The following is a 20,649-nucleotide window of genomic DNA, read 5'->3' on the forward strand; positions in this document are numbered from 1 at the left end:
TAAATATAAAACAACACAAAATTCCTTAAATGTCACTGTTCTTTTTTTGCTTTTCACTGCTTAGCAGATTTTGTCTTTATATTCTTTGTATTTTTGAACTTGAAAAAGTATCGTTTTACGACTTAATTCAGCGCTTAATTTATTGGAATAGCAAAACAAAATGCCAAATACAGATAAGAAAATATTACTCATTGAAGACGAAGAAAGTCTGAGCAATGTTGTTGAGCTCAACCTCAAACTTGAAGGCTTTGACGTAAAATGTATTTCCAATGGAAGAAAGGCAATTGACTATGCGCACAAAGTTGCTGAATTTGACTTAGTGATTTTGGATGTAATGCTGCCCGAAGTTAGCGGTTGGGATATTTGTTCCATGTATAAAAGCGTTGCTGATACACCTATTTTATTCGTCTCGGCAAAAGGCGCTTCTTCTGATAGAATTAAAGGGTTAAAACTCGGGGCAGATGACTTTTTGGCCAAACCTTTCGATCTTGAAGAATTGCTGTTACGGGTTCAAGTTCTCATTTTAAGACACCAAAAAGACAAACCAAAAGAGCAAGAATTAGCAATCGGTGGTTTTCAAGTGAATTTGCTCACTTTTGAAGTTAAAAAAGCTGAAACCCTCATCACAGAATTATCGAAAAGAGAAATTGAACTCTTGCAACTTTTTATTGAACACGAAGGCGAAGTTTTATCAAGAGATTTCATTTTGGATCAAATTTGGGGAAAAGATACCTATCCTACTTCTAGGACAATTGACAATTATATTTTATCCTTTAGAAAGTTGTTTGAAGAAGATGCGAAAAACCCTGAATATTTCCATAGTGTGAGAGGAGTTGGGTATAAGTTTACGAACGCTTAAACTACCCAAATTACGGCATGGAATCTTACAATAGCTGGATATAATTTTACTGGGGTTTAGATTCAAACATATTAACCACTCAATTCAACTAACTTCAAAACTGTTTTCCAATTTCTGGTGGTTGCGCCAGTTTTTAGCTTTTTCTCAAAGAAATTATTGGTCAATTTTGATTGATGGTATTTACCTTCACAATAAATATAAACGTCTTTCTTATCTATTTTAAACTGGTCTGGTTCATAATTATAGGACAATATCTCTTCAATATTTTCTTTGGTGGGTTTTTCTTTTAGGAAGGTCAGGTGAAGGTGATTAATATCTTCTTCACTTTTAAAAAACGGATTAATTTCCACACACTGTTTAAGTTCCTCAGCAGCCCTTACAATTACAGGCACATCAAATTCAAAAGTATTTAAAATTGCTTTTTCAAGCACGTTCTCCAGTTCTGAATTAGACGCTTCGGCTTTAAAAATAACATTCCCGCTTTGGATGTAGGTTTTTATTTCTTTCCAGCCTAATTTTTCGCATAAAACCCTCAAGTCAGCCATTAAAATTTTACGTTTTCCGCCTACGTTTATTCCTCTTAAAATGGCTATTTTTTTGTTCATTTATGGTGTTTTATAAAACTCAAAGATAAGCTTAATTCCGCAATCAAATTCCTATTTATTTTACTTTTGATAGCAAGATACTAAATGGTATGCCGAAGATTCCGACATACCACTTATTCATTTCTTAGCGTTTTTTCAAGAAATTGAATTTGATTTAGGTTTTAATTCATTGCTTCTTTAAAATGATAGTCTAAGAGTTTTTTTCCAGCTAAATATAATCCATTGGCATACTTTTCCCCATCAGGATTAAGCCATTTTGTTCGCTCACTATAGTTACTTCCTATAATCATCACTATTGGATTGGCTGATGTAGCCCTGGCTTGTGTTTGCTTTGAATAAGCAACTACTTTCTCTTTAGGAAGCACTTCCTTAATTTCTAAATCTGACTTCATGTATCCGTTGTAAAATGATTCAGGTGAACCTCCAATTTTTAGTTTTCCACGTGTAAAATTTACATAGCTTGAAAGATTAACGGATTGTTGCGTTTTATCAACTATGCTCCTTAGCCCATTATTCGTTTTAGCATCTGAAACTGTATAGGAGTTAGCCAATCTATAATCAACAAGTAGTTTCACTTTTGCATGATTCCCAACATTCCAATCCATTCCTGTTTCGCTAAAAACATAAACTAATGAAACATTAGCTATTAATGCGTCGCCCAGTTCTTTGGAGAGGTTTTGATCTGTTTTTTGAAAACCATCTAATTGATTGCTGAAAGCAGTTCTTTCTTTATAATAGAACGAATAATTGCTTGGAATTACAGATAAAATACCCGTCATATCAGTTTCAAATATAGCTGGACCGGCAGTTTTGCTCCAATTCTTATACACATCCGTTTGTCCTTCTTCTTCTGCCGTTATGATAGTATATCCTTTACCTTTTAGGTCAGCAACAAATTCATTGTACAGTCTATCTGCTTGTTCTTGAATGGCTTCTTTATCTAAAGAAGATAACCCAATAGCAGCTTTTGCCTTTGAAGCGTTTTTAATTGTTCTACCAAACCCACCTGCCTGTTTTTTGTCTATTGCTTCTTTGTAGATTTCAAAGTTGATATTAAAATTAGCGATGTAAACCTTTTTAGCTCCCTCGTTTATTTTTTTTGGCTTATAGGTTTTGTCTTTAGGCTTGAATTCACCTAAGTCTTGCGCATTTTCATTAAAAAACAGTAGCTGCAATCAAAATTAAAGTAATCAATATAGAATTTTTCATAATTGTTTTTTTTGTAAAGGTAAGTCCGTGTTAAAGGTCTTGCAATAAGGCATTTGCCTTATATGACCTATATTAACCCAAAAACATCTTTACAATACGGGAATTAAAGCTTTAAACACGTTTTTCCAATTATCAACAACCTCTAAAAAACTCTTAACAATCAAGTTAGAGACAACTTTAATCATAATGAAATCTGCATTTCGCAATTAATATTTCGTTTTCTTTGTATTGGTAAATTAGTCGATGTTCGCTATCAATTCTTCTTGACCAAAATCCTGCATATTTATGTTTTAATGGTTCAGGTTTGCCAATCCCTTCAAAAGGATGTCGTGCAATATCTTTAAGTAGCTGATTTATTTTTTTGAGCTTCTTTTTATCCGTTTTTTGCCAATACAAATAATCTTGCCATGATTCATCAACGAATATATATTTTATGCTACTCTTCGATTAAGTCTTTTTGAGTTGTCTTTCCGCTCTTTAATTTATCTATTGCAGCATCAAGTCTCCTCTCATTTTTTCGAGAAGATAACTCATGATTAGTGGCCATTAAGGAATTGTATTCTTCCAAAGACATCACTACAATTCCTTCGTCTTTCCCTCGGTTGATAATTAGGGTTTCGAAATTTTTTACAATACGATCTAAATACGTTTTGATATTTTTTCTAAAATCTGAAACAGTAGTTACTTGCATGATTTTGTATTTTATTAAGTACAAATATATGTACAAAACTCGTTTTACGCAAAAGAGTGATTATTGAAGAAAAACTGGTTTACTTCACCAATAACTTACGTGAACCATCTCAACCTTGCAAATACAAAGCATGCATCCCAATTCCAATATCCATTTTATGCGGTTTCCAGTTTGTATTGGATTGGGTTTTAATCTTCTTTCCTGTATTCAAATAACTATATGTATGAATTGAACTGCTTTTATTTGAAATTTCCCAAACGATTTCTTTTGCTTTTACGATTTTTAAATAACTACTCGCCAAAAGAATAAGTGTTGGTTTTCTGATTTTAATCAAACATTTATCCTTAAAAAGAATGATGAGGAGATTGTTTTTCTTATCGTACGCTATTGATGAGATTTGATGTCGTTCATCTAATTTTCTTCCTTGCCAGTCTCCCCATATAGAGATACTTGTATCTTGAGGAAATTTTATTTTATGCTCTTGAAACAATTTCACCAGTGCTATTGGGTCCAATTTCAACACTCCGCTCGCTGAAGAAGGATTTAGATCATCTACATCATAAGAAGCATTTGTTCCGGTCATAACAGCGAGAACTCCTCTTCTTCTCATTAAATTAAACAAAAATCTACTGACGATAAAACCCACTAGCAAAACAACCACAATCCCAATAAAATGTATAGCTGACTTTCCCTCTAAATAGATGATAACGGCAATAGCCACAAAACCAAACATTAAAAATGCTGCTTGCAGAAAAGCGAAGATAAATTTGAATATTTTCATTTACCAAATATAAGCATAGTACAGCATTTCAAAGCACTTACTATCCATTTACCGTAAAGTTTATTGTTTGCAAGATATTCATTTATAGACACAAATCCCGCATTTCGCTATTATAATCTTGAGTGTAGTTTTCTATTGGCTCAATCTGTTTTTCAAGTCCATTCTCTCGTGTAAAATTCTTATGACCTCAATTTTATCTTCTGATAGTGGTTGGTAAAATATAATATGTTTTCCCGATTTAAGTCCGAGTAAGTTTTTGCCTATTGCGTCATATTCTTTTCCAACATCAGGATTTTCTCCAATTCCGTTACACGCCAATTTTATTGTCGCATAATATTTGTCCGCTTGATTTTCCGACCATTTTTCAAAAGTATAATCCCATATGTTGTTCAAATCATCAATGGCTTCCTGTCTCATTATAACTTTAACCATTCTTTCTTTTTGCAGCTTTTAACCTTTTGAGGTTTTCGTCAAAGTCAAAATCTTCAACCAAAGGACTATTTAAACCCTCTTCTATTGCATTCCGTAATGCTATTGCTTTACTTTCCTCATTTTCCAAAAGCCGAAGTCCAGCTCTAATTACTTCGCTTACATTTTTGTATCTTCCAGCAGAAACTTGAGTTTTTACAAACTGGTCAAAATAATTTCCGAGCGATACAGATGTGTTTTTCATGCTTTTTAATTTTATTCAAATATACCAAAAATAGGTAAAATGTTCAAATTTATGGATTTCGATTAAATTATAGCTAGCGGTTTGGCTATACCTAGTAAGAGGTTTTATGTAACTATTTTATTTCCAGGATGAATGGCAAGAACTCTTTTTTGTTTTCGTATTCAACAAGTAATAATTCTTGCAATTTGTCATTGTTTCTCATAATACCTGTAATGTACCAAATTTACTTACTCATTCTTCAATAACAAGGTAAGCATTATCAATTCCCATGGAGCTTTTTAATGATTTGGCTGTAACATACATTTCGTTTGGCTCTGCCTTGACAAAAGCTAATGAATTTCCTGATTTGTATCCCTCAACACAAGTTAGAAGTAAGTGATCAACTTCTCCTGGAACTATGATTAACATATATTCATAGTAATTTTCTTCTTTACTCTTAACATTTAACCCAATTTTATATTGCCTGAACCTTGTCCCACAATAAAATTTTTTGTTGTCAGCAACTTCAATAATTGCTTGTTTCTTCATTTCTTAATCAGGGAGCCAACTTAAAGTCTTATTCCAAACAGATTGGTCGTGTGCAAAGAACAAATTATGCGAGTATATAATAACCATTTTGTAGGTCAACACAAATGCTGTGTCAGGTTGTTGAGTAATAAATATCTTTTGGTCAAATGGAATTCCTAAATTGTATAAATACTTCTTAATTGTTTGTTGGTCTGAAAACTCACTATTAAAAGTCGAGACACTTCTAAAATATTTTTCTGAGATTTCAATTCCAACTTTCATTTCATAATCCCAAAGAAAATTTGCAGCTTCTTTCGTCAAAGGAAAAATTTGGTCTTGGTGTTCTTGACTTGCTAACTGGTCATTTTCATCAGTGAATATCCAATTAGCAATATAGTCTGAGAATGGCACATTATATTCTTCGATATTTCAAGTGAAATTTTCATTCCATGATTTTGTCGCGATTTTGTTTTTTGGTTATATCCAACCTATATTCCCACCCAAATTTAACAATTATTCTCAAAACACCTATCCACCCTTAAAAACCTATAAATCAAATAAAAACACTTCAAACCACATGATTTCATCCACTTTAATCGTAGATTATACGTTTAATTATACCCCTTCATCGCTCATTCCAAGCCTTCGTTTTCCGCACTAGGGATTACTCATAGCTGTAAATCAAAATATGGAACTCGTGAATGCTGCGCAATTGCAGCGGCATCCTTTTTTGAAAAAAAAGATATAGCGGAAAGCCCGACCCTGACGCTCATCGGAGTTTACGAAGATGAATTGTCAGGGGAATGCCCAAATGCTTAACGGACATTTACCGCTCAATCTAAAATTAACCCTATTTTTGTGAGAACAATTTGATGACAGATGAATACAGCAAAGCAACTTCGATACGACAAGGCATATTTACGCATGGCCAAAACGTGGGCGCAACTTTCACATTGTAAACGTAAACAAGTGGGTGCGTTGATTGTTAAAGATGATATGATTATTTCTGACGGATACAACGGAACGCCTTCTGGATTTGATAATTGTTGTGAAGACGATGAAGAAAAAACACATTGGTATGTGCTGCACGCAGAGGCAAACGCGATTTTGAAATGTGCAAAATCGACCAATAATGCAAAAGGGGCAACCTTGTATTTAACGATGTCCCCGTGTAAGGATTGTAGCAAACTTATTTTGCAGGCGGGAATTACACGTGTGGTCTACATTCATCATTATAAAGACGATTCTGGCGTGCATTTTTTGAAGCAAGCAGGAATCAATATGGAACAAATTACAAACATTGAGAATGAATAATTCAAACAAAGCAATCTATCCTTTAATTGGAAGTTTATTAGTCGTAGTTGGAATATTTTTAGGAATTTTTCTAACGAATGGTAAATCGGTGAATAAATCTTCTGTTTCTGGAAAATATGAGCAGAAATTGGCTGATATAATTGAAGTTTTAGACAAAGAATATGTAGACACGATTGATAAAAAAGTATTGTTTGAAAAGACAATTGCTGATTTATTGCATGGCTTAGATCCGCATTCAAATTATATTGCTGCTGAAGATTTGGCGGCGATGAGTGAAGGAATTCAAGGGAAATTTGGTGGAGTTGGAATTCGCTTTACCATTTACGACGATACTTTAAGTGTTGTGAATGTAATTGATAAATCGCCTGCTTTTCGGTCTGGCGTTCAGAAATTTGATCAAATCATTAACGTAGATGGTGAAGATATCGCCAATGTAGGGTTAAGCAATTCACATGTTAGAGAGTTATTGAAAGGTGAAGAAGGTACACCAGTAAATGTTACCATCTTGCGCAAAGGTGAAGAGATTGAGATGGAAATTATTCGTGGTGCGGTACCTATTGAGTCGATTAGCGCTGCGTATATGCTCACCGATGATATTGGATATATTCGTTTGGGACAGTTCAGTATGCAGTCTGCCAATGAGTTTTATGTTGCGGCAATAAATTTGAAAAGTCAGGGAATGAAAAACCTTGTTTTCGATTTGCGTTATAATGGCGGTGGTGTATTGGGAAGTGCTGTTTCGATTTTAGATGCTATTTTGGATGAAGGAACGCCAATTGTTTCTACGAAAGGGAAGAACAGTCCAGAACGCGTGCTTTATTCTGAGAGCAAACCGTTTTTAGGTCATGTTGATGTTGCTGTTTTAATTAACAGTAGTTCGGCTTCTGCCAGTGAGATTGTGGCAGGTGCTATTCAAGATAACGACAGAGGAACTATTATTGGTCGTCGCTCTTTTGGGAAAGGATTGGTGCAACAAGATATTCAATTGAAAGACGGAAGTAATTTGCGTTTAACGGTTTCGCGTTATTACACGCCAACAGGCAGAAGTATTCAAAAACCATACACGGAAGATTACGAGGATTATATGATGGATGAATTAAAGCGCTATGAAAACGGTGAGCTTTATGCTGTTGACAGTAGTTTATTGGTGGATTCTTTAAAATACACTACACCTGGCGGAAAAGTCGTTTATGGTGGCGGTGGAATCATGCCTGATATTTTTGTTCCGTTAGACACGGCGGGGAGTTCAACATATTATAGAAAATTACAATATGCGAATGTATTTAATGAATTTTCGTTTCATTATGTTCGTTTTAATGGTTTGTCTGAATATCAAAGCGTACAAGATTTTGACCGTAACTTTAAGGTTACGCCAAAACTTTTAGCTGATTTCAAGGAGTTCGCAACAAAGAAACACGATATTATTTTCAATGAAAAAGAATATAATCATTCCTTAAATCGCATAAAACTGGCAGTTAAAGCGGAAATTGCGCGTCAGAAATGGTTGGAATTGGGTGCTTATTATGTGTTTAATAAGGATGATGAAGAGATTAGGAAGGCTATTGAGGTGTTGCGGTAAAATAACCACTTAACCCGGATTATTAACTCCTTTAGTCGTTGAGCTCGCAGGCTCGGTTCATGCATTTAATTTTAAATCTATTCTAGGCACAAGACCTAAAGTAATATATGCATATTTCTCAGGGCTTGTAACGACGAATAGATCAAAATTAAATCAAAATCTTACAAATACACAAATACCCAAAAATGGGTTTCTCAAATTTTACAGGAAATACAGTTAAAATACTGACTTACAGATATTAATATTCTTAAACTTTAAGATTGGTGAATAATTCGGGTTAAGTCCTGTATTAGACAATACAAAGAAGAACACTTTCACTTTTATTTAAACTAAATGTTTATTAAAAACTACTCAAAGAGTGGACAAGCGCTTTTTGAACGTGGACCTCTTCTACATCCGCTAAACTGTAATGAGATTTCATGTGTATGGTAATTCCCACCTCGAATGTCTGATGTTATAAAGTCGAAGCTATATCCTAATGTGAACTGTTTAATATTCACTTTCAGGAATCCAATAAATGCATCTACATTTCGATAGCCAATACCCAGCATGAATTTGTTTTTAAAATCAAACATAGCATTAATATCAAAACTAACTGGACCTGCGGGAGGAATGCGTATTAATAAACCTGGAAGTATTGAATTGTCATTTTCGAATGTAAACTTTGTTCCTGTTTGTATTTTGGTATGTAATCTAAACCGGGAAGCAAAACCAACATCTTCCCATTTGTTTTTGGCAATTTGATCTACCGCAGCACCAAAATAAAAATGATTAGAATTGTACCAACCTCCTAGTCCTAGCAATGGAAACATCATTTGATTACTTGATTGTGCAACGGCTGGATCTGCTTCAATTGTGGTGGCTACGGTATGGTCAAATCCAAACTGTTGAAGTCCGGCTGAAACTCCAAAACTTAGGCGTTGATCTCTACCAATTGGAAAATGTAAAGCATAAGCCATACTGATGGAGAAATTACTGAACGCGCCAAAGGCATCTCTTTCAATTTTACCTCCTAATCCATGAAATGAAGCGTTCAATCTCTTTTTTTTCTTATTTAATGGAGCGTTAATGGTAAATAAACCTGAAACGGGTGCATTTTCGAAGCCAGTCCATTGTGAACGAACAGCTGTACGTACATCCAAACATCTTTTAACGCCTGCTAAAGCCGGATTAATTGCAAATTGGTTAAAAGACCATTGGGAATATTGTGCTATCTGCTGTCCAAATCCCGAAAAGGAAACAAAGATTAATATTATGGTTATTAAATTTCTCATCTGATTAATGATACTGTTCCTTTTATGGGTTTCTCGTAGGCATCGTCTCTTAGATTAATCACATAATAATATGCACCTGAGGCCATTTTTTTACCCGATTTTGATTCACCGTTCCACCTTTTATCTTTTGAATAACCTGTTGTTTGGTATACCAATTGTCCCCAACGTGTGTAAATTTGAATATTACAATCTGGAAATTTCTCTATGCCTAAAATTTCCCATGTATCATTAATATTATCTCCATTAGGTGAGAATGTATTCGGAATCTCTAAACCATCTTCAACAAACACAGTTACTTCGTCTGTTCGGGTACATGTTCCATTATCGGCCGTTAAATAGTAGGTAGTTGTTTGTTCTGGATTAACCACAGGGTTAATCACATTTGGGTCACTCATATTATAACTAGGTGACCATTCAAAGTTTGCTTCACTGGTCTGTCCATCAAGGTTGGCACTTTCTCCTTTTTGAAGACTAAAGTTTTCGCCTGCATCAACTAAAAAATCGAGAACGGTTAAAGATACGGAATTACTAACTAGGGTGTCAGCACATTGTGAAAAACAACTTACTTTAGCCGTTACGACATCTCCTTGTTCAAAATTTGGATAAATAAAAACAGAATCGACTGTTGTTCCAATTAAATTCCCGTTGGCAAACCAATCAATTTTACCTTGGTCGTCACATCCGATAGTTGATGCATAGAAAGTAGTGCTATTTCCCTTGCATATTGTATTTGAATTGGTACCTATTGATAAACTTGCATTGCGATCAACCGCACTTCCATTTAACAATACATCAAAAGAAGCTTCTGCATTATCTGTCGTTCCCATTGCGCCATTAACTACAACATAATAAGTTGTGTTGGGAGGAAGTGCTGTGGCAGTTAATGAAAACATACCTGTTCCGTTAGCAATACAATTAGAAATTAGTGAATAGGAAGAGGAAACACATGGTACATTTACTTCAAGAATTGCAGCCTCTAATTGATTTCCTTGACCGGTTAAATTTTCAAATGTAATATTGCTGAAGTTAATTAAAGCATCACCGCCTATATCATTCGTTGTGAATGTCATCCAGATTGTGTTTTCTCCAGAGAAACAAAAGGTAAAATCATCTTCGCAATTACTGCATACAGTTGCATTAGCAGAAATATTATTGAGGTTGACTGTTTTATTTGGGCATAATTCAAACGCATCCGCACAGTTATTATACACTTCCTGACTAAATAGTGCAGGGTAGTGAAAAATAGAAATGGTGAAGAAAAGAATCAAAATTCTCATCATTGAATGTGCGTTAGTTTTAATAACAACGAATATAAAATTAATTTATGTTATAGACCTTACTATCTATCAACGAATTTTAAATGGATAAATTACTTGGCGATCAGTTAAACTTAAAATTTATTTGCCACCTGCTCTGGAAATATCGCTAAAGAACATATCTTTTCATTAAGCTTTTAATACAATAAAGATTATTCAGTAGTCTATCTATCACAAACTGAAATCTTATCAAAAGAATGCTTAAATTTGAAGAACAAAAGAATTGAATTACTTTTGTGAAAAAAAATGGTATTCAAGTTTGGCATAAAATCTGTCTTTGATTTTATCAAACGAAAAATTCACTGCTATGATTAGAAAATTACTTATTTCATTTTTTATTTTAAGTTTGACTTTCGGAAGTCAAGCCCAAAGGTTTGATTATGATAGTAACTCAAAACTATTTTTTGGATTAAACATTGGTAGAACCTGGCATAGTTCAGATGTGAAAAACGTAACGAAGCGTTTCCCTTTAGGAGCAGGATTCATTCTTGGAGGCTCTGTTAATCAGGATTACGGTAAAGCAGTTTCTTTTGATATTCGTTTGCGCTATTTAGGTGGAAACTGGTACGGACAAGATACAGATACAACTTCATCAATTCAAGATAATCAAGCGGTTAATGCTTTGTATGATACGTTAGGATATACCGTACAGAATTTTAAAGCTACTCAGCATCGTTTGGCGTTAGAACTTTCTATTCATGCGAACCGATTTAAGGAAAATACAGGGTTTGATCCATATATTTTCGCTGGAATTGGTATTACTGGTACACGAACTAAAGCTGATTTGTTACAAAAAACGGATCTTCTTGGTGGAACGGCTATTTATCCATATCAAGAAACACCAAATGGAAATATTATTGATCAAGAGTATAATTCGTTTTTAGACAAAAATGAGGCGGGTGATCCCTATCAAGAAGAACAATTCGAGACTAATATTATGCCGAGTTTAGGTGTGGGAATTGGCTATTATTTTAATAGTCGTTTTTCTTTGGGAATTGAACATAAATCAACTTTCTTCATGGGAGATTATTTTGACGGAACAACACTCAACCAAGAAGGAGGGAAGAGTAGTTTTTCTGAAAACGATATTTATCACTATTCTGGAATTTATCTTAAGTGGTATTTAAAATCTAGTAAGGACCGAACTACCCTACGAACAGATAATGATGTTCAAGTTCCCAACCAACCTGTCACAGAAGATCGTCCGAATACAGGAGCTACAGGTCGTAAGAACCCACCGGTTGTGAAGTTTACTAATCCATCTAGTACGCCCACAACAACGAGCAGGACATCTTTTACGATTAGAGCGAGAACAGAACACGTAAGTAAAGCAAGTGATTTAACATTTACGAGAAATGGAGTGGTTCATAACACTTTTATTTTTAACCCGATGAGCAGAAGCTTTGAAAGTAAAGTTCAATTAGAAAGGGGTGAAAACGTCTTTAAATTAGTGGGTAAAAATGAAATCGGTACTGATGAAGATCAGGTGGTGATTATTTATAAAGAAAGAGAAGCAAATGAAATTCAACCACCAATTGTTAATGTGGTAGATCCTGCTGTAAGACCAAAAACAGTAAATCAATTGAATTATATTGTTCGTGCGGATATTCAAAACATTCAAAATAGAAGTCAACTTCAAGTGTATTTGAATGATGAGGTATTCACCAATTATAGTTTTACACCTAACAAGAGCATCAATTTTAGTGCGAATATCACCTTGAAGTCAGGTTTAAATACACTTAAGATTACCGGTACAAATCAGGCGGGTCAAGATACCGACGATGCTGTTTTGGTTTATTCAAGAGCTGCAAATGAAGATACTGGATATCCGCCAACGGTTAACATTCTTCGTCCGCGAACAAATCCATTTACGAGTAATGAGCGTATGCAAATGGTAACTGCAAAAGTTGAGCATGTACAATCTAAACAGGAAATAAACGTAAGTGTAAATGGTGTTAACACAACCAATTTCACCTATTCAAATGCATCAAAACGTGTTGAATTTAATGCCAATTTGACTGCAGGAAGTAATGAAATAGAAGTGAAAGCGTATAATTCATTTGGAAATGCAAAAGATAAAACGATAATTGTTTACAAACGAAATGGACAATCTGAAACAACAGACTTACCTCCGCAAGTGAAGATTTTAACACCTGCTAGAGATCCGTATCGTTCTAGTGATAATACAATCAATGTTATTGCAGAGACCAAACATATTACGCAGAAAAATCAGATTGATGTGCGTATTAATGGTGTACCAACACAAACTTTTACATTTAATCCAGGAACGCGATTGATACAGTTTAACCCTAACTTAGTCGCAGGTAATAATATAATTGCAATCAATGCGACCAATAATTTTGGTGTAGCAAATGATCAAACTACAGTTGTTTATAGACGAAATGGTGATGGTTTAGGAGATGATAGCAAAGAATTACCAAAGGTGGAGATAACTACCCCAAACAGTAATCCTTATTCTTCTAGAAATGCTGTGGTAAATGTGGTTGCTGATATTAAAAATATTAGTAACGCGTCTCAAATTGATGTAAAAGTAAATGGTCAACGTACTTCTAATTTTTATTACAATGGTATGACAAAAAAGGTTAATCTAAACGTTAACTTGCGTCAAGGTAGTAATGAAGTAAGCATCAAAGCAACTAATAATTATGGAAACGATATAGAGTCGGTTCAAATTATTTATCGTAAAGAAGAATCCGATCAAGGAGAACGAACACCGCCAAAGGTGAGGTTTGTACATCCTCATAAAAATCCATTTACAACGGGTGAACATTCAATTGACTTTATTGCGGAAACAGAGCATATTGAACAAGCGAATCAAATTGAGGTAAAAGTAAATGGCGCATTAATATCGAATTTTAATTATACTACAACTAATCAGCGTATACAATTCAACTCTCCACTTATTTTGGGGAATAATGTTGTTAGCATTAAAGTGAGGAATGCCTATGGATATGATACTGCTGAGACCCATGTTGTTTACCGTAAAAAAATGGAAGGTAACCCGCCAAAGGTAAACTTTATCGCACCAGTAAATCATCCTCAGGTAAAGTCTGAAAATTATACAATGATTGCCAAAGTTGAGGGTGTAAATGATGTCTCTCAGATTGATGTGTATCTTAATAATCAAAACGTTGCCAAAACAGAGTTAAGCTACAATAGACAAACACAAACACTTCAATATTTGAGTCGTTTAAAATTAGGTGATAATACATTCCGTATAAATGTTAGAAACAATTTTGGTGCACATCAAGCAATGGCAAGAGTTAAATTCGTACTAGCTTCGATTGATACGGATCATGACGTTACCCCTAAGCCTTGTCCTCCTCCTAAAATTAGAATTACTCAGCCTAGTGAAGTTGATGTTGTTTCAACAAAAGAGACTTTTTCAATTAGTGCAATGCTAGAAAATGTAAGAGACAGAAATGATATTGAAGTTTTTATAAACGGAAAGTCTAATTCTTCTTTTGTATTTAACTTATCGAAAGCATCTTTTTTACATAAAATACAGCTTCAAAAAGGTAAGAATTTTTACAAGATTGTTGTGAAGACTTTATGTGGTAGAATTGAAAGAAAAATAACAATCAACTATACACCTGTAGATAAATGTGGTGTTGAAATAGATTTAGGATCTTCAGAAACTGATTTCTGTTTTACAACAGATAAAGGAACCATGTCTCAAAGACTATTGACTTCAAATACCAATTTTAACTACTATGGAAAAGCTTCGTCAATATATTTTAAAGCAAAAAAGAAAGGTAATGCGACAGTGGGAGGAAATTTGTATCCCATTATTGCTGGAAATTATTATCACTTCAAAGGGAACTTAACGGTGAACTTAAAAATGAGAAATGGTGAATGGGTATTATGTGTTGATGCTGATACTTCACCTTTGTTTGGAATAGGTCGATCGAAACCAAGAAGTCCATGTAAGACTTCAGAAGGTGGGAAAGGAATTGTTTCCCCTCAGACCAAGCCAAAACCTGAGGTTGGAAGTGGAAAAACCCCAAAAATCAATACACGTCCTAAACCTTCAAGTAGAAAGCCAGGAAGACAGAAAAGCACACGTCCTTCTAACTCGCGAACAAAGCCTGAAGGAAGATAATACAGAATTATGAATGAGGTATAAATAATTCTATATAGGGTGAATCGTGTTTTATTCACGTTAGTCTTAGGTTTGCCTATTTGCGATTTCACATTTTGATTGCTTACATATACGGAGATAGATGATCTAAACAATTGAATTTCCATATTGAAAATGTAATGTGACATACAAGGCTGTAGCTGCGAAGGTGTCGATGGTCAGTTTCCAAATGAAATCGCATTTTTATGCAAAATAACTTCCGTGTAGCGTGATTATTTCGGCGAATTAATGAATTGCATGGGTGTTATTAAAGCGCATTACTTTAAGAAAAATGTAGTGGTTAATCGGAAGGCTTGGGATTCTACAACGGTAATTCGCTATTTCACCATTCGTCATTCCCTTATCTCTTTCAATTAAAATGCTTAAATTTGCAAACTGCAAAATAAAGGCAAATTATGAGCGTAAAATATCCAGAATATAAAGGGTTGAACTTACCCGAATCAGCAAAGAAAGTTGCTGAAAAGTGGAAACAAGAAAATGTTTTTCAAGCTTCCATTGATTCGAAAGATGATGACAAGACATTCGTATTTTTTGAAGGTCCACCTTCAGCTAACGGATTGCCTGGCATTCACCACGTAATGGCACGTTCCATTAAAGATATATTTTGTCGCTATAAAACACTAAAAGGTTATAAAGTTAACCGAAAAGCAGGTTGGGATACGCACGGTTTACCCGTTGAATTAAGCGTTGAAAAAAAACTTGGAATTACCAAAGAAGATATCGGAGATAAAATTTCTGTGGAAGATTATAACGCTGCGTGTAAGAAAACAGTAATGCGTTATACCGATGTTTGGAATAACCTTACCGAAAAAATGGGGTATTGGGTAGACATGGAAAATCCATACATTACTTATGAATCAAAATACATGGAAAGTGTATGGTGGTTGCTGGGTCAATTGTATGAGAAAAACATGATTTACAAAGGTTATACAATTCAACCCTACTCTCCAAAAGCGGGAACAGGTTTATCTTCTCACGAAATTAATCAACCTGGATGTTACCAAGATGTAAAAGACACTTCTTGTGTAGCTCAGTTTAAAGTGATTAAAGATGAAAAGTCGTCACACATCCCCCTTTGGAGGGGGAACGAGGGGGAGGATATTCACTTCCTCGCTTGGACAACCACTCCATGGACTTTGCCTTCTAACACAGCTTTAACAGTTGGTCCAAAAATCGAATATGTTGTCGTAAAATCTTTTAACCAATATACTTTTGAACCAATTAATGTTGTTGTTGCGAAGCCTTTATTGAAAAAGCAATTCAACAAAAAGTTTAAGCAAGTTGAATCGGTTGAAGACCTAAAAACATACAAAGCAGGAGACAAAAAGATACCATTTTTCGTAGGAGAAACTTTTACAGGAAAAGATTTAGCGGGAATCCGTTATGAGCAGTTATTGCCTTATGCTCAACCAATGGAAAATCCAGAAAATGCGTTTCAGGTAATCTTAGGAGATTTCGTTACAACGGAAGACGGTACTGGAATCGTGCATACTGCGCCAACTTTTGGTGCTGATGATGCCATGGTGGCAAAGCAAGCAAAGGTTCCAGGAATGTTGGTAGCCGATGAAAATGGAAACCCTGTTCCTTTAGTAGATTTACAAGGTAAGTTCCGTCCAGAAATGGGTGAGTTTGCTGGAATGTATGTTAAAAATGAATATTATGACGAAGGAGAAGCTCCAGAGAAGTCTGTTGATGTTCAAATTTCGATTAAACTAAAAGAAGAAAATAAGGCTTTTCGTGTTGAGAAATACGAGCACAGTTACCCACATTGTTGGAGAACAGATAAACCGATTTTATATTATCCATTAGACTCTTGGTTCGTGAAAGTAACGGACAAAAAAGACAGAATGATGGAATTGAATAAAACCATTAACTGGCAGCCAGAATCTACAGGAACAGGTCGTTTTGGGAAATGGTTGGAGAACTTAAACGATTGGAATCTTTCTCGATCACGTTATTGGGGAATTCCTATTCCAATTTGGAGAACAGAAGAAGGTGAAGAATCTATTTGTATTTCTTCAATCAAACAACTGAAAGAAGAATGTCAAAAAGCCGTTGAAGCAGGAGTAATGGATGCAAACCCTTTAGCTGATTTCGATGTAAACGACATGTCGAAAGAGAACTACGATAAAGTAGACTTACATAAAAATTACGTTGATGAAATCACCTTGGTTTCTGCATCAGGAAAGCCAATGAAGAGAGAAGCAGACCTTATTGATGTTTGGTTCGATTCAGGCTCTATGCCTTATGCACAATGGCATTATCCTTTTGAAAATAAAGAATTAATCGACGAAGGAAAGGCTTTTCCTGGAGATTTTATTGCTGAAGGAGTAGACCAAACAAGAGGTTGGTTCTATACTTTGCATGCTATTGGAACCACTGTTTTTGATTCAGTAGCTTATAAAAATGTTATTTCCAACGGACTTGTTTTAGATAAAAACGGACAGAAAATGTCTAAAAGTAAAGGAAATACGGTTGATCCATTTGAAACGATAGAAAAATTCGGACCGGATGCAACACGTTGGTATATGGTAACCAATGCTGCACCTTGGGATAACTTGAAATTTGATACTGAAGGAATTAAAGAAACACAACGTAAGTTCTTCGGAACACTTTACAATACCTATTCCTTCTTCTCTTTATATGCGAATATTGATGGATTTGCTTACAACGAAGATAGAATCGCAACGAAAGAAAGACCTGAAATTGACCGATGGATTATTTCGAAATTGAATTCTTTGATTCAGGATGTGGATCATGCATTTGATACTTATGAACCCACAAAAGCAGGTCGTTTAATTCAAAGTTTTGTAAACGATCAGCTGTCAAATTGGTATGTACGTTTATGTAGAAGACGTTTCTGGAAAGGAGATTATTCGGCAGATAAAATTTCAGCTTATCAAACTTTGTACGAATGTTTGGAAGCTGTCGCGATTTTAAGTGCGCCAATTGCACCGTTCTATACAGACGAATTATTCTCTGACCTAAACAAGATTTCTGGTCGTCATGCGGCAACTTCTGTTCATTTAGCAGATTTCCCAACGGTTTGTGAGGAAGACATCGACAAAGAACTGGAAGCACAAATGGAAATTGCACAACAAGTTTCTTCTATGGCTTTGAGTTTACGTAAGAAAGAGCGCATTAGAGTACGTCAGCCTTTACAAAAAATCATGGTTCCTATTTTAGATCCAAGTTTCAAATCTAGAATTGAACACGTAAAAGATTTGATTCTTTCTGAAATCAACGTGAAGGAATTGCTTCTATTAGAAGATACAACAGGCGTTTTAACGAAGAAAATCAAACCGAATTTCAAAACCATTGGACCGAAGTACGGAAAACAAATGAAATCTATCGCCGGAATGGTAAAAGATTGGGGCGATGAAGAAATTGCTGCTGTTGAAGCCAATGCTGGATGGAAAGGTGAGGTAAACGGTGAAAACATCGAATTAGAACTCAATGATTTTGAAATCGCTACCGATGATATCCCTGGCTGGTTGTTGACTTCGGAAGGCGGAATTACCGTTGCCATGGACATCACTATTTCTCCAGAACTAAAGCAAGAAGGAATTGCCAGAGAATTGGTGAATCGTATTCAGAATTTTAGAAAAGAAGCAGATTTTGAAGTAACAGATAAAATTGAAGTAACTATAGAAACAACTGAAGAAATTCAAAAAGCAATCTTGGAAAACAAAGCATATATAGCCGCCGAAGTTTTGGCAAAAGACATTGTCATGAGCGAAGCCAAAGGACATGTTTATGATGCAGACATTGTTGAAGAAGGTGATGCGAAGATAGGTTTGGAGAAGATTAGTTAGGATTTTTCAGGAAATTACATATTTAATAAACCAAATAGAATATGTATTTTTGACACATGACTAAATTTAAAGTAGCTTTTCAATCTTTTGTTATCATTGCTTTTATAATCGCTTTTCTAACAAATTGTGAATCAAATTCCGTAGAAAAAGAGGTTAAAACGAATGAGAAACTGACTAAAAAAGAAGAAAAGGTTTCTATTGAGAAGATAGAAGAGGGTATAAAATCATATATCGATAAAACAACTGCGAAAGCTGGAGGTACTTTTCGTATAAAAGATGATTCTTTAGATCTAGATTTGAGATTAGTGCGTGTGCATACAGAATACTTATCGCATTTAGGCCCGGGGAGTTATTTTGCATGTGTAGATTTAGCAGATGAAAAGGGCGACATATATGATGTTGATTTCTTTTTGGAAGGTACAGCAGACAGCATGGATGTAGTTCGTACGAATATTCATAAGTTGAATGGACGACCCTTTTATACATGGAAGCAAAATAAGGAAGACAAAACTTGGTATCGAGTTCCTATCGAAGATGCGGGAGATGAATTGTTAGGTGTGATTGAAGGTAAGGATGAATTTGAATTTTATTATCAAGTTGAGCTTCCAGAAATTGATGGAGAAGGAGAAGTATGGATTCCAATTGCAGAAAGCAATGATTTTCAAGAGGTCGAACTTTTAGCTGTTAATTCTCCTGTTAAAGAACAGTATATTACCGATGATCAGTTTGGAAACAAGGCTTTGTATCTTAAATTAAATAAAACACATAGTGGTGAGCCCATTCACCTTTCATATCACGTTCAACGAAAAGAAAAGAAACCATATTTAGCTGATGCAGAAGAAGATTTGAAACAATATTTAGGCTCAAACACCCTTATACCTGTCGGAGAAAGATTTAAAAAGATTGCTTTAGAAGCGATTGGTAATAAAACCAAAGATGATCCTTTAATTAAAGCACGTGCCTTATACGATTATGTTATCGATAATATGAAATATATTAAAAATGAGGAAGGTTCATACGGGACTGGAGATGCTGTTTATGCTTGTGATGCACAAAGTGGTAACTGCAGTGAATTTCATTCTTATTTTATTGCATTAGCTCGATCTGTGGATATTCCCGCGCGTTTTGCCATTGGTGCTTCCATTCCATCTGACCGTGATGAAGGTGGTATAAACGGGTATCACTGTTGGGCTGAGTTTTTTGCAGAAGGTAAATGGTGGCCAGTTGATATCAGTGAAGCGAACAAATATACTGCATTGGCTACATATTACTTTGGACATCATGGTGCAAATCGTGTAGAATTATCTAAGGGAAGAGATATAAAGTTCAATCCTGGACCAGCCTCTGGTGCAATTAATTTTCTAGCTTATCCAGTATTGGAAATTGATGGATTCGTAGTTCGTCCAAAAACAACTTTTACTTTTGAAAGAAAAGTTACCTCATAAGTTTTTATGAATTAAGGTTATATATTTCCATTCATTTTTGATTAATAACTAATGAATCAGCTTTTAATTAGCCCGGATTCCAAAACAGGGTCTTTTGTAACATAAAATAGCTAACTTCATCGATTAAGTCGGATTTTTTAGATTGAATTACACCTGACGCTGAAGGTGTCAAGTAATTATAGCCCCGTGTAAGCAAAGCGCAATGCGGGGCTATAAATATCGGTATAATTCTTTTGGCGGCATTTTTGTCGCGTAGCAAAACAAAAATGATGACAAAAAAAATCGTGAATCAAAATATTACCTGTATTCTAAAGTAGCGGGGCTTTTGTGATATAAAATAGCTGATTTTAGTAACTTAGTCAATTTGTTAATAATACGGGTTAGATCATAAGAAATGACATTTCTAGTTTTGCAGCTGC

Annotated in this window: 17 protein-coding genes; 6 read left to right on the forward strand and 11 right to left on the reverse strand. The window is 34.9% G+C overall.

The window, feature by feature from the left end:
- The first annotated feature begins 160 nt into the window (after window positions 1-160).
- Window positions 161-859 (forward strand): response regulator transcription factor, encoded by a 699-nt coding sequence (locus tag CW751_RS02775; RefSeq protein WP_101333446.1) that lies wholly within the window; start codon window positions 161-163, stop codon window positions 857-859.
- Between the two features lie 71 nt (window positions 860-930).
- Here the strand turns inward: CW751_RS02775 and CW751_RS02780 are convergent, their stop codons facing one another.
- The 9 genes from CW751_RS02780 to CW751_RS02820 all read right to left on the reverse strand — a co-directional run bounded on the left by CW751_RS02780 (window position 931) and on the right by CW751_RS02820 (window position 5,736).
- Entirely contained in the window at window positions 931-1,464 is a 534-nt protein-coding gene (locus CW751_RS02780; RefSeq protein WP_101333448.1) for a DUF1697 domain-containing protein, read from the reverse strand.
- 161 nt (window positions 1,465-1,625) lie between these two features.
- Window positions 1,626-2,639, reverse strand: a complete 1,014-nt coding sequence (locus CW751_RS02785; RefSeq protein ID WP_101333450.1) for a hypothetical protein — start codon at window positions 2,637-2,639, stop codon at window positions 1,626-1,628.
- A 211-nt stretch (window positions 2,640-2,850) separates the two neighbouring features.
- Complete coding sequence (locus tag CW751_RS02790) at window positions 2,851-3,108, reverse strand: Txe/YoeB family addiction module toxin (protein WP_101333452.1); 258 nt, start codon at window positions 3,106-3,108, stop codon at window positions 2,851-2,853.
- Between the two features lies 1 nt (window position 3,109).
- Window positions 3,110-3,364, reverse strand: coding sequence for a type II toxin-antitoxin system Phd/YefM family antitoxin (locus tag CW751_RS02795; RefSeq protein WP_101333454.1), 255 nt, complete (start codon window positions 3,362-3,364; stop codon window positions 3,110-3,112).
- A gap of 109 nt (window positions 3,365-3,473) precedes the next feature.
- Window positions 3,474-4,145: a hypothetical protein gene (locus CW751_RS02800; protein ID WP_101333456.1), complete on the reverse strand. Its 672-nt coding sequence runs from the start codon at window positions 4,143-4,145 to the stop codon at window positions 3,474-3,476.
- Window positions 4,146-4,277: 132 nt separating this feature from the next.
- Window positions 4,278-4,577, reverse strand: a complete 300-nt coding sequence (locus CW751_RS02805; RefSeq protein WP_101333458.1) for a type II toxin-antitoxin system RelE/ParE family toxin — start codon at window positions 4,575-4,577, stop codon at window positions 4,278-4,280.
- The gene (locus CW751_RS02810) at window positions 4,570-4,818 is read right to left on the reverse strand and encodes a type II toxin-antitoxin system ParD family antitoxin (RefSeq protein WP_101333460.1); all 249 of its coding nucleotides are present in this window, start codon (window positions 4,816-4,818) and stop codon (window positions 4,570-4,572) included. The genes CW751_RS02805 and CW751_RS02810 overlap by 8 nt, the downstream gene beginning before the upstream one ends.
- Before the next feature lie 231 nt (window positions 4,819-5,049).
- Window positions 5,050-5,346, reverse strand: coding sequence for a hypothetical protein (locus CW751_RS02815; protein ID WP_101333462.1), 297 nt, complete (start codon window positions 5,344-5,346; stop codon window positions 5,050-5,052).
- 3 nt (window positions 5,347-5,349) lie between these two features.
- The gene (locus CW751_RS02820) at window positions 5,350-5,736 is read right to left on the reverse strand and encodes a hypothetical protein (protein WP_101333463.1); all 387 of its coding nucleotides are present in this window, start codon (window positions 5,734-5,736) and stop codon (window positions 5,350-5,352) included.
- Window positions 5,737-6,204: 468 nt separating this feature from the next.
- Between CW751_RS02820 and CW751_RS02825 the strand changes: the two genes are divergently transcribed.
- The gene (locus CW751_RS02825; protein WP_101333465.1) at window positions 6,205-6,639 is read left to right on the forward strand and encodes a deoxycytidylate deaminase; all 435 of its coding nucleotides are present in this window, start codon (window positions 6,205-6,207) and stop codon (window positions 6,637-6,639) included.
- Window positions 6,632-8,218: a S41 family peptidase gene (locus CW751_RS02830; RefSeq protein ID WP_101333466.1), complete on the forward strand. Its 1,587-nt coding sequence runs from the start codon at window positions 6,632-6,634 to the stop codon at window positions 8,216-8,218. The genes CW751_RS02825 and CW751_RS02830 overlap by 8 nt, the downstream gene beginning before the upstream one ends.
- Before the next feature lie 347 nt (window positions 8,219-8,565).
- Here the strand turns inward: CW751_RS02830 and CW751_RS02835 are convergent, their stop codons facing one another.
- Both CW751_RS02835 and CW751_RS02840 read right to left on the reverse strand, forming a co-directional pair.
- Complete coding sequence (locus CW751_RS02835; RefSeq protein WP_101333468.1) at window positions 8,566-9,492, reverse strand: PorP/SprF family type IX secretion system membrane protein; 927 nt, start codon at window positions 9,490-9,492, stop codon at window positions 8,566-8,568.
- On the reverse strand, window positions 9,489-10,772 hold the full coding sequence (locus CW751_RS02840; protein WP_101333469.1) for a gliding motility-associated C-terminal domain-containing protein: 1,284 nt from the start codon (window positions 10,770-10,772) through the stop codon (window positions 9,489-9,491). Before CW751_RS02840 ends, CW751_RS02835 begins: the two co-directional genes overlap by 4 nt.
- Before the next feature lie 343 nt (window positions 10,773-11,115).
- Here CW751_RS02840 and CW751_RS02845 point away from each other — a divergent pair, with 343 nt between their 5' ends.
- From CW751_RS02845 to CW751_RS02855, 3 genes are all read left to right on the forward strand, one after another.
- Window positions 11,116-14,931 carry a hypothetical protein gene (locus tag CW751_RS02845; protein WP_101333470.1) on the forward strand — a complete coding sequence of 1,272 codons (3,816 nt, stop codon included), beginning with the start codon at window positions 11,116-11,118 and terminating at the stop codon, window positions 14,929-14,931.
- 434 nt (window positions 14,932-15,365) lie between these two features.
- Complete coding sequence (gene ileS, locus CW751_RS02850) at window positions 15,366-18,785, forward strand: isoleucine--tRNA ligase (protein WP_101333471.1); 3,420 nt, start codon at window positions 15,366-15,368, stop codon at window positions 18,783-18,785.
- Between the two features lie 56 nt (window positions 18,786-18,841).
- Window positions 18,842-20,230 (forward strand): transglutaminase-like domain-containing protein, encoded by a 1,389-nt coding sequence (locus CW751_RS02855; RefSeq protein ID WP_101333472.1) that lies wholly within the window; start codon window positions 18,842-18,844, stop codon window positions 20,228-20,230.
- Window positions 20,231-20,649 lie beyond the last annotated feature (419 nt).

Source organism: Brumimicrobium salinarum (assembly GCF_002844555.1).
In the GTDB taxonomy this organism is placed as follows: Bacteria; Bacteroidota; Bacteroidia; order Flavobacteriales_D; family Crocinitomicaceae; genus Brumimicrobium; species Brumimicrobium salinarum.

Coding starts and splice junctions, on each gene's coding strand:
- CW751_RS02775 (WP_101333446.1), top strand. CDS start 161: ATGCCAAATACAGATAAGAAAATATTACTCATTGAAGACGAAGAAAGT.
- CW751_RS02780 (WP_101333448.1), bottom strand. CDS start 1,464: ATGAACAAAAAAATAGCCATTTTAAGAGGAATAAACGTAGGCGGAAAA.
- CW751_RS02795 (WP_101333454.1), bottom strand. CDS start 3,364: ATGCAAGTAACTACTGTTTCAGATTTTAGAAAAAATATCAAAACGTAT.
- CW751_RS02800 (WP_101333456.1), bottom strand. CDS start 4,145: ATGAAAATATTCAAATTTATCTTCGCTTTTCTGCAAGCAGCATTTTTA.
- CW751_RS02805 (WP_101333458.1), bottom strand. CDS start 4,577: ATGGTTAAAGTTATAATGAGACAGGAAGCCATTGATGATTTGAACAAC.
- CW751_RS02810 (WP_101333460.1), bottom strand. CDS start 4,818: ATGAAAAACACATCTGTATCGCTCGGAAATTATTTTGACCAGTTTGTA.
- CW751_RS02815 (WP_101333462.1), bottom strand. CDS start 5,346: ATGAAGAAACAAGCAATTATTGAAGTTGCTGACAACAAAAAATTTTAT.
- CW751_RS02825 (WP_101333465.1), top strand. CDS start 6,205: ATGAATACAGCAAAGCAACTTCGATACGACAAGGCATATTTACGCATG.
- CW751_RS02830 (WP_101333466.1), top strand. CDS start 6,632: ATGAATAATTCAAACAAAGCAATCTATCCTTTAATTGGAAGTTTATTA.
- CW751_RS02835 (WP_101333468.1), bottom strand. CDS start 9,492: ATGAGAAATTTAATAACCATAATATTAATCTTTGTTTCCTTTTCGGGA.
- CW751_RS02840 (WP_101333469.1), bottom strand. CDS start 10,772: ATGATGAGAATTTTGATTCTTTTCTTCACCATTTCTATTTTTCACTAC.
- CW751_RS02845 (WP_101333470.1), top strand. CDS start 11,116: ATGATTAGAAAATTACTTATTTCATTTTTTATTTTAAGTTTGACTTTC.
- ileS (WP_101333471.1), top strand. CDS start 15,366: ATGAGCGTAAAATATCCAGAATATAAAGGGTTGAACTTACCCGAATCA.
- CW751_RS02855 (WP_101333472.1), top strand. CDS start 18,842: ATGACTAAATTTAAAGTAGCTTTTCAATCTTTTGTTATCATTGCTTTT.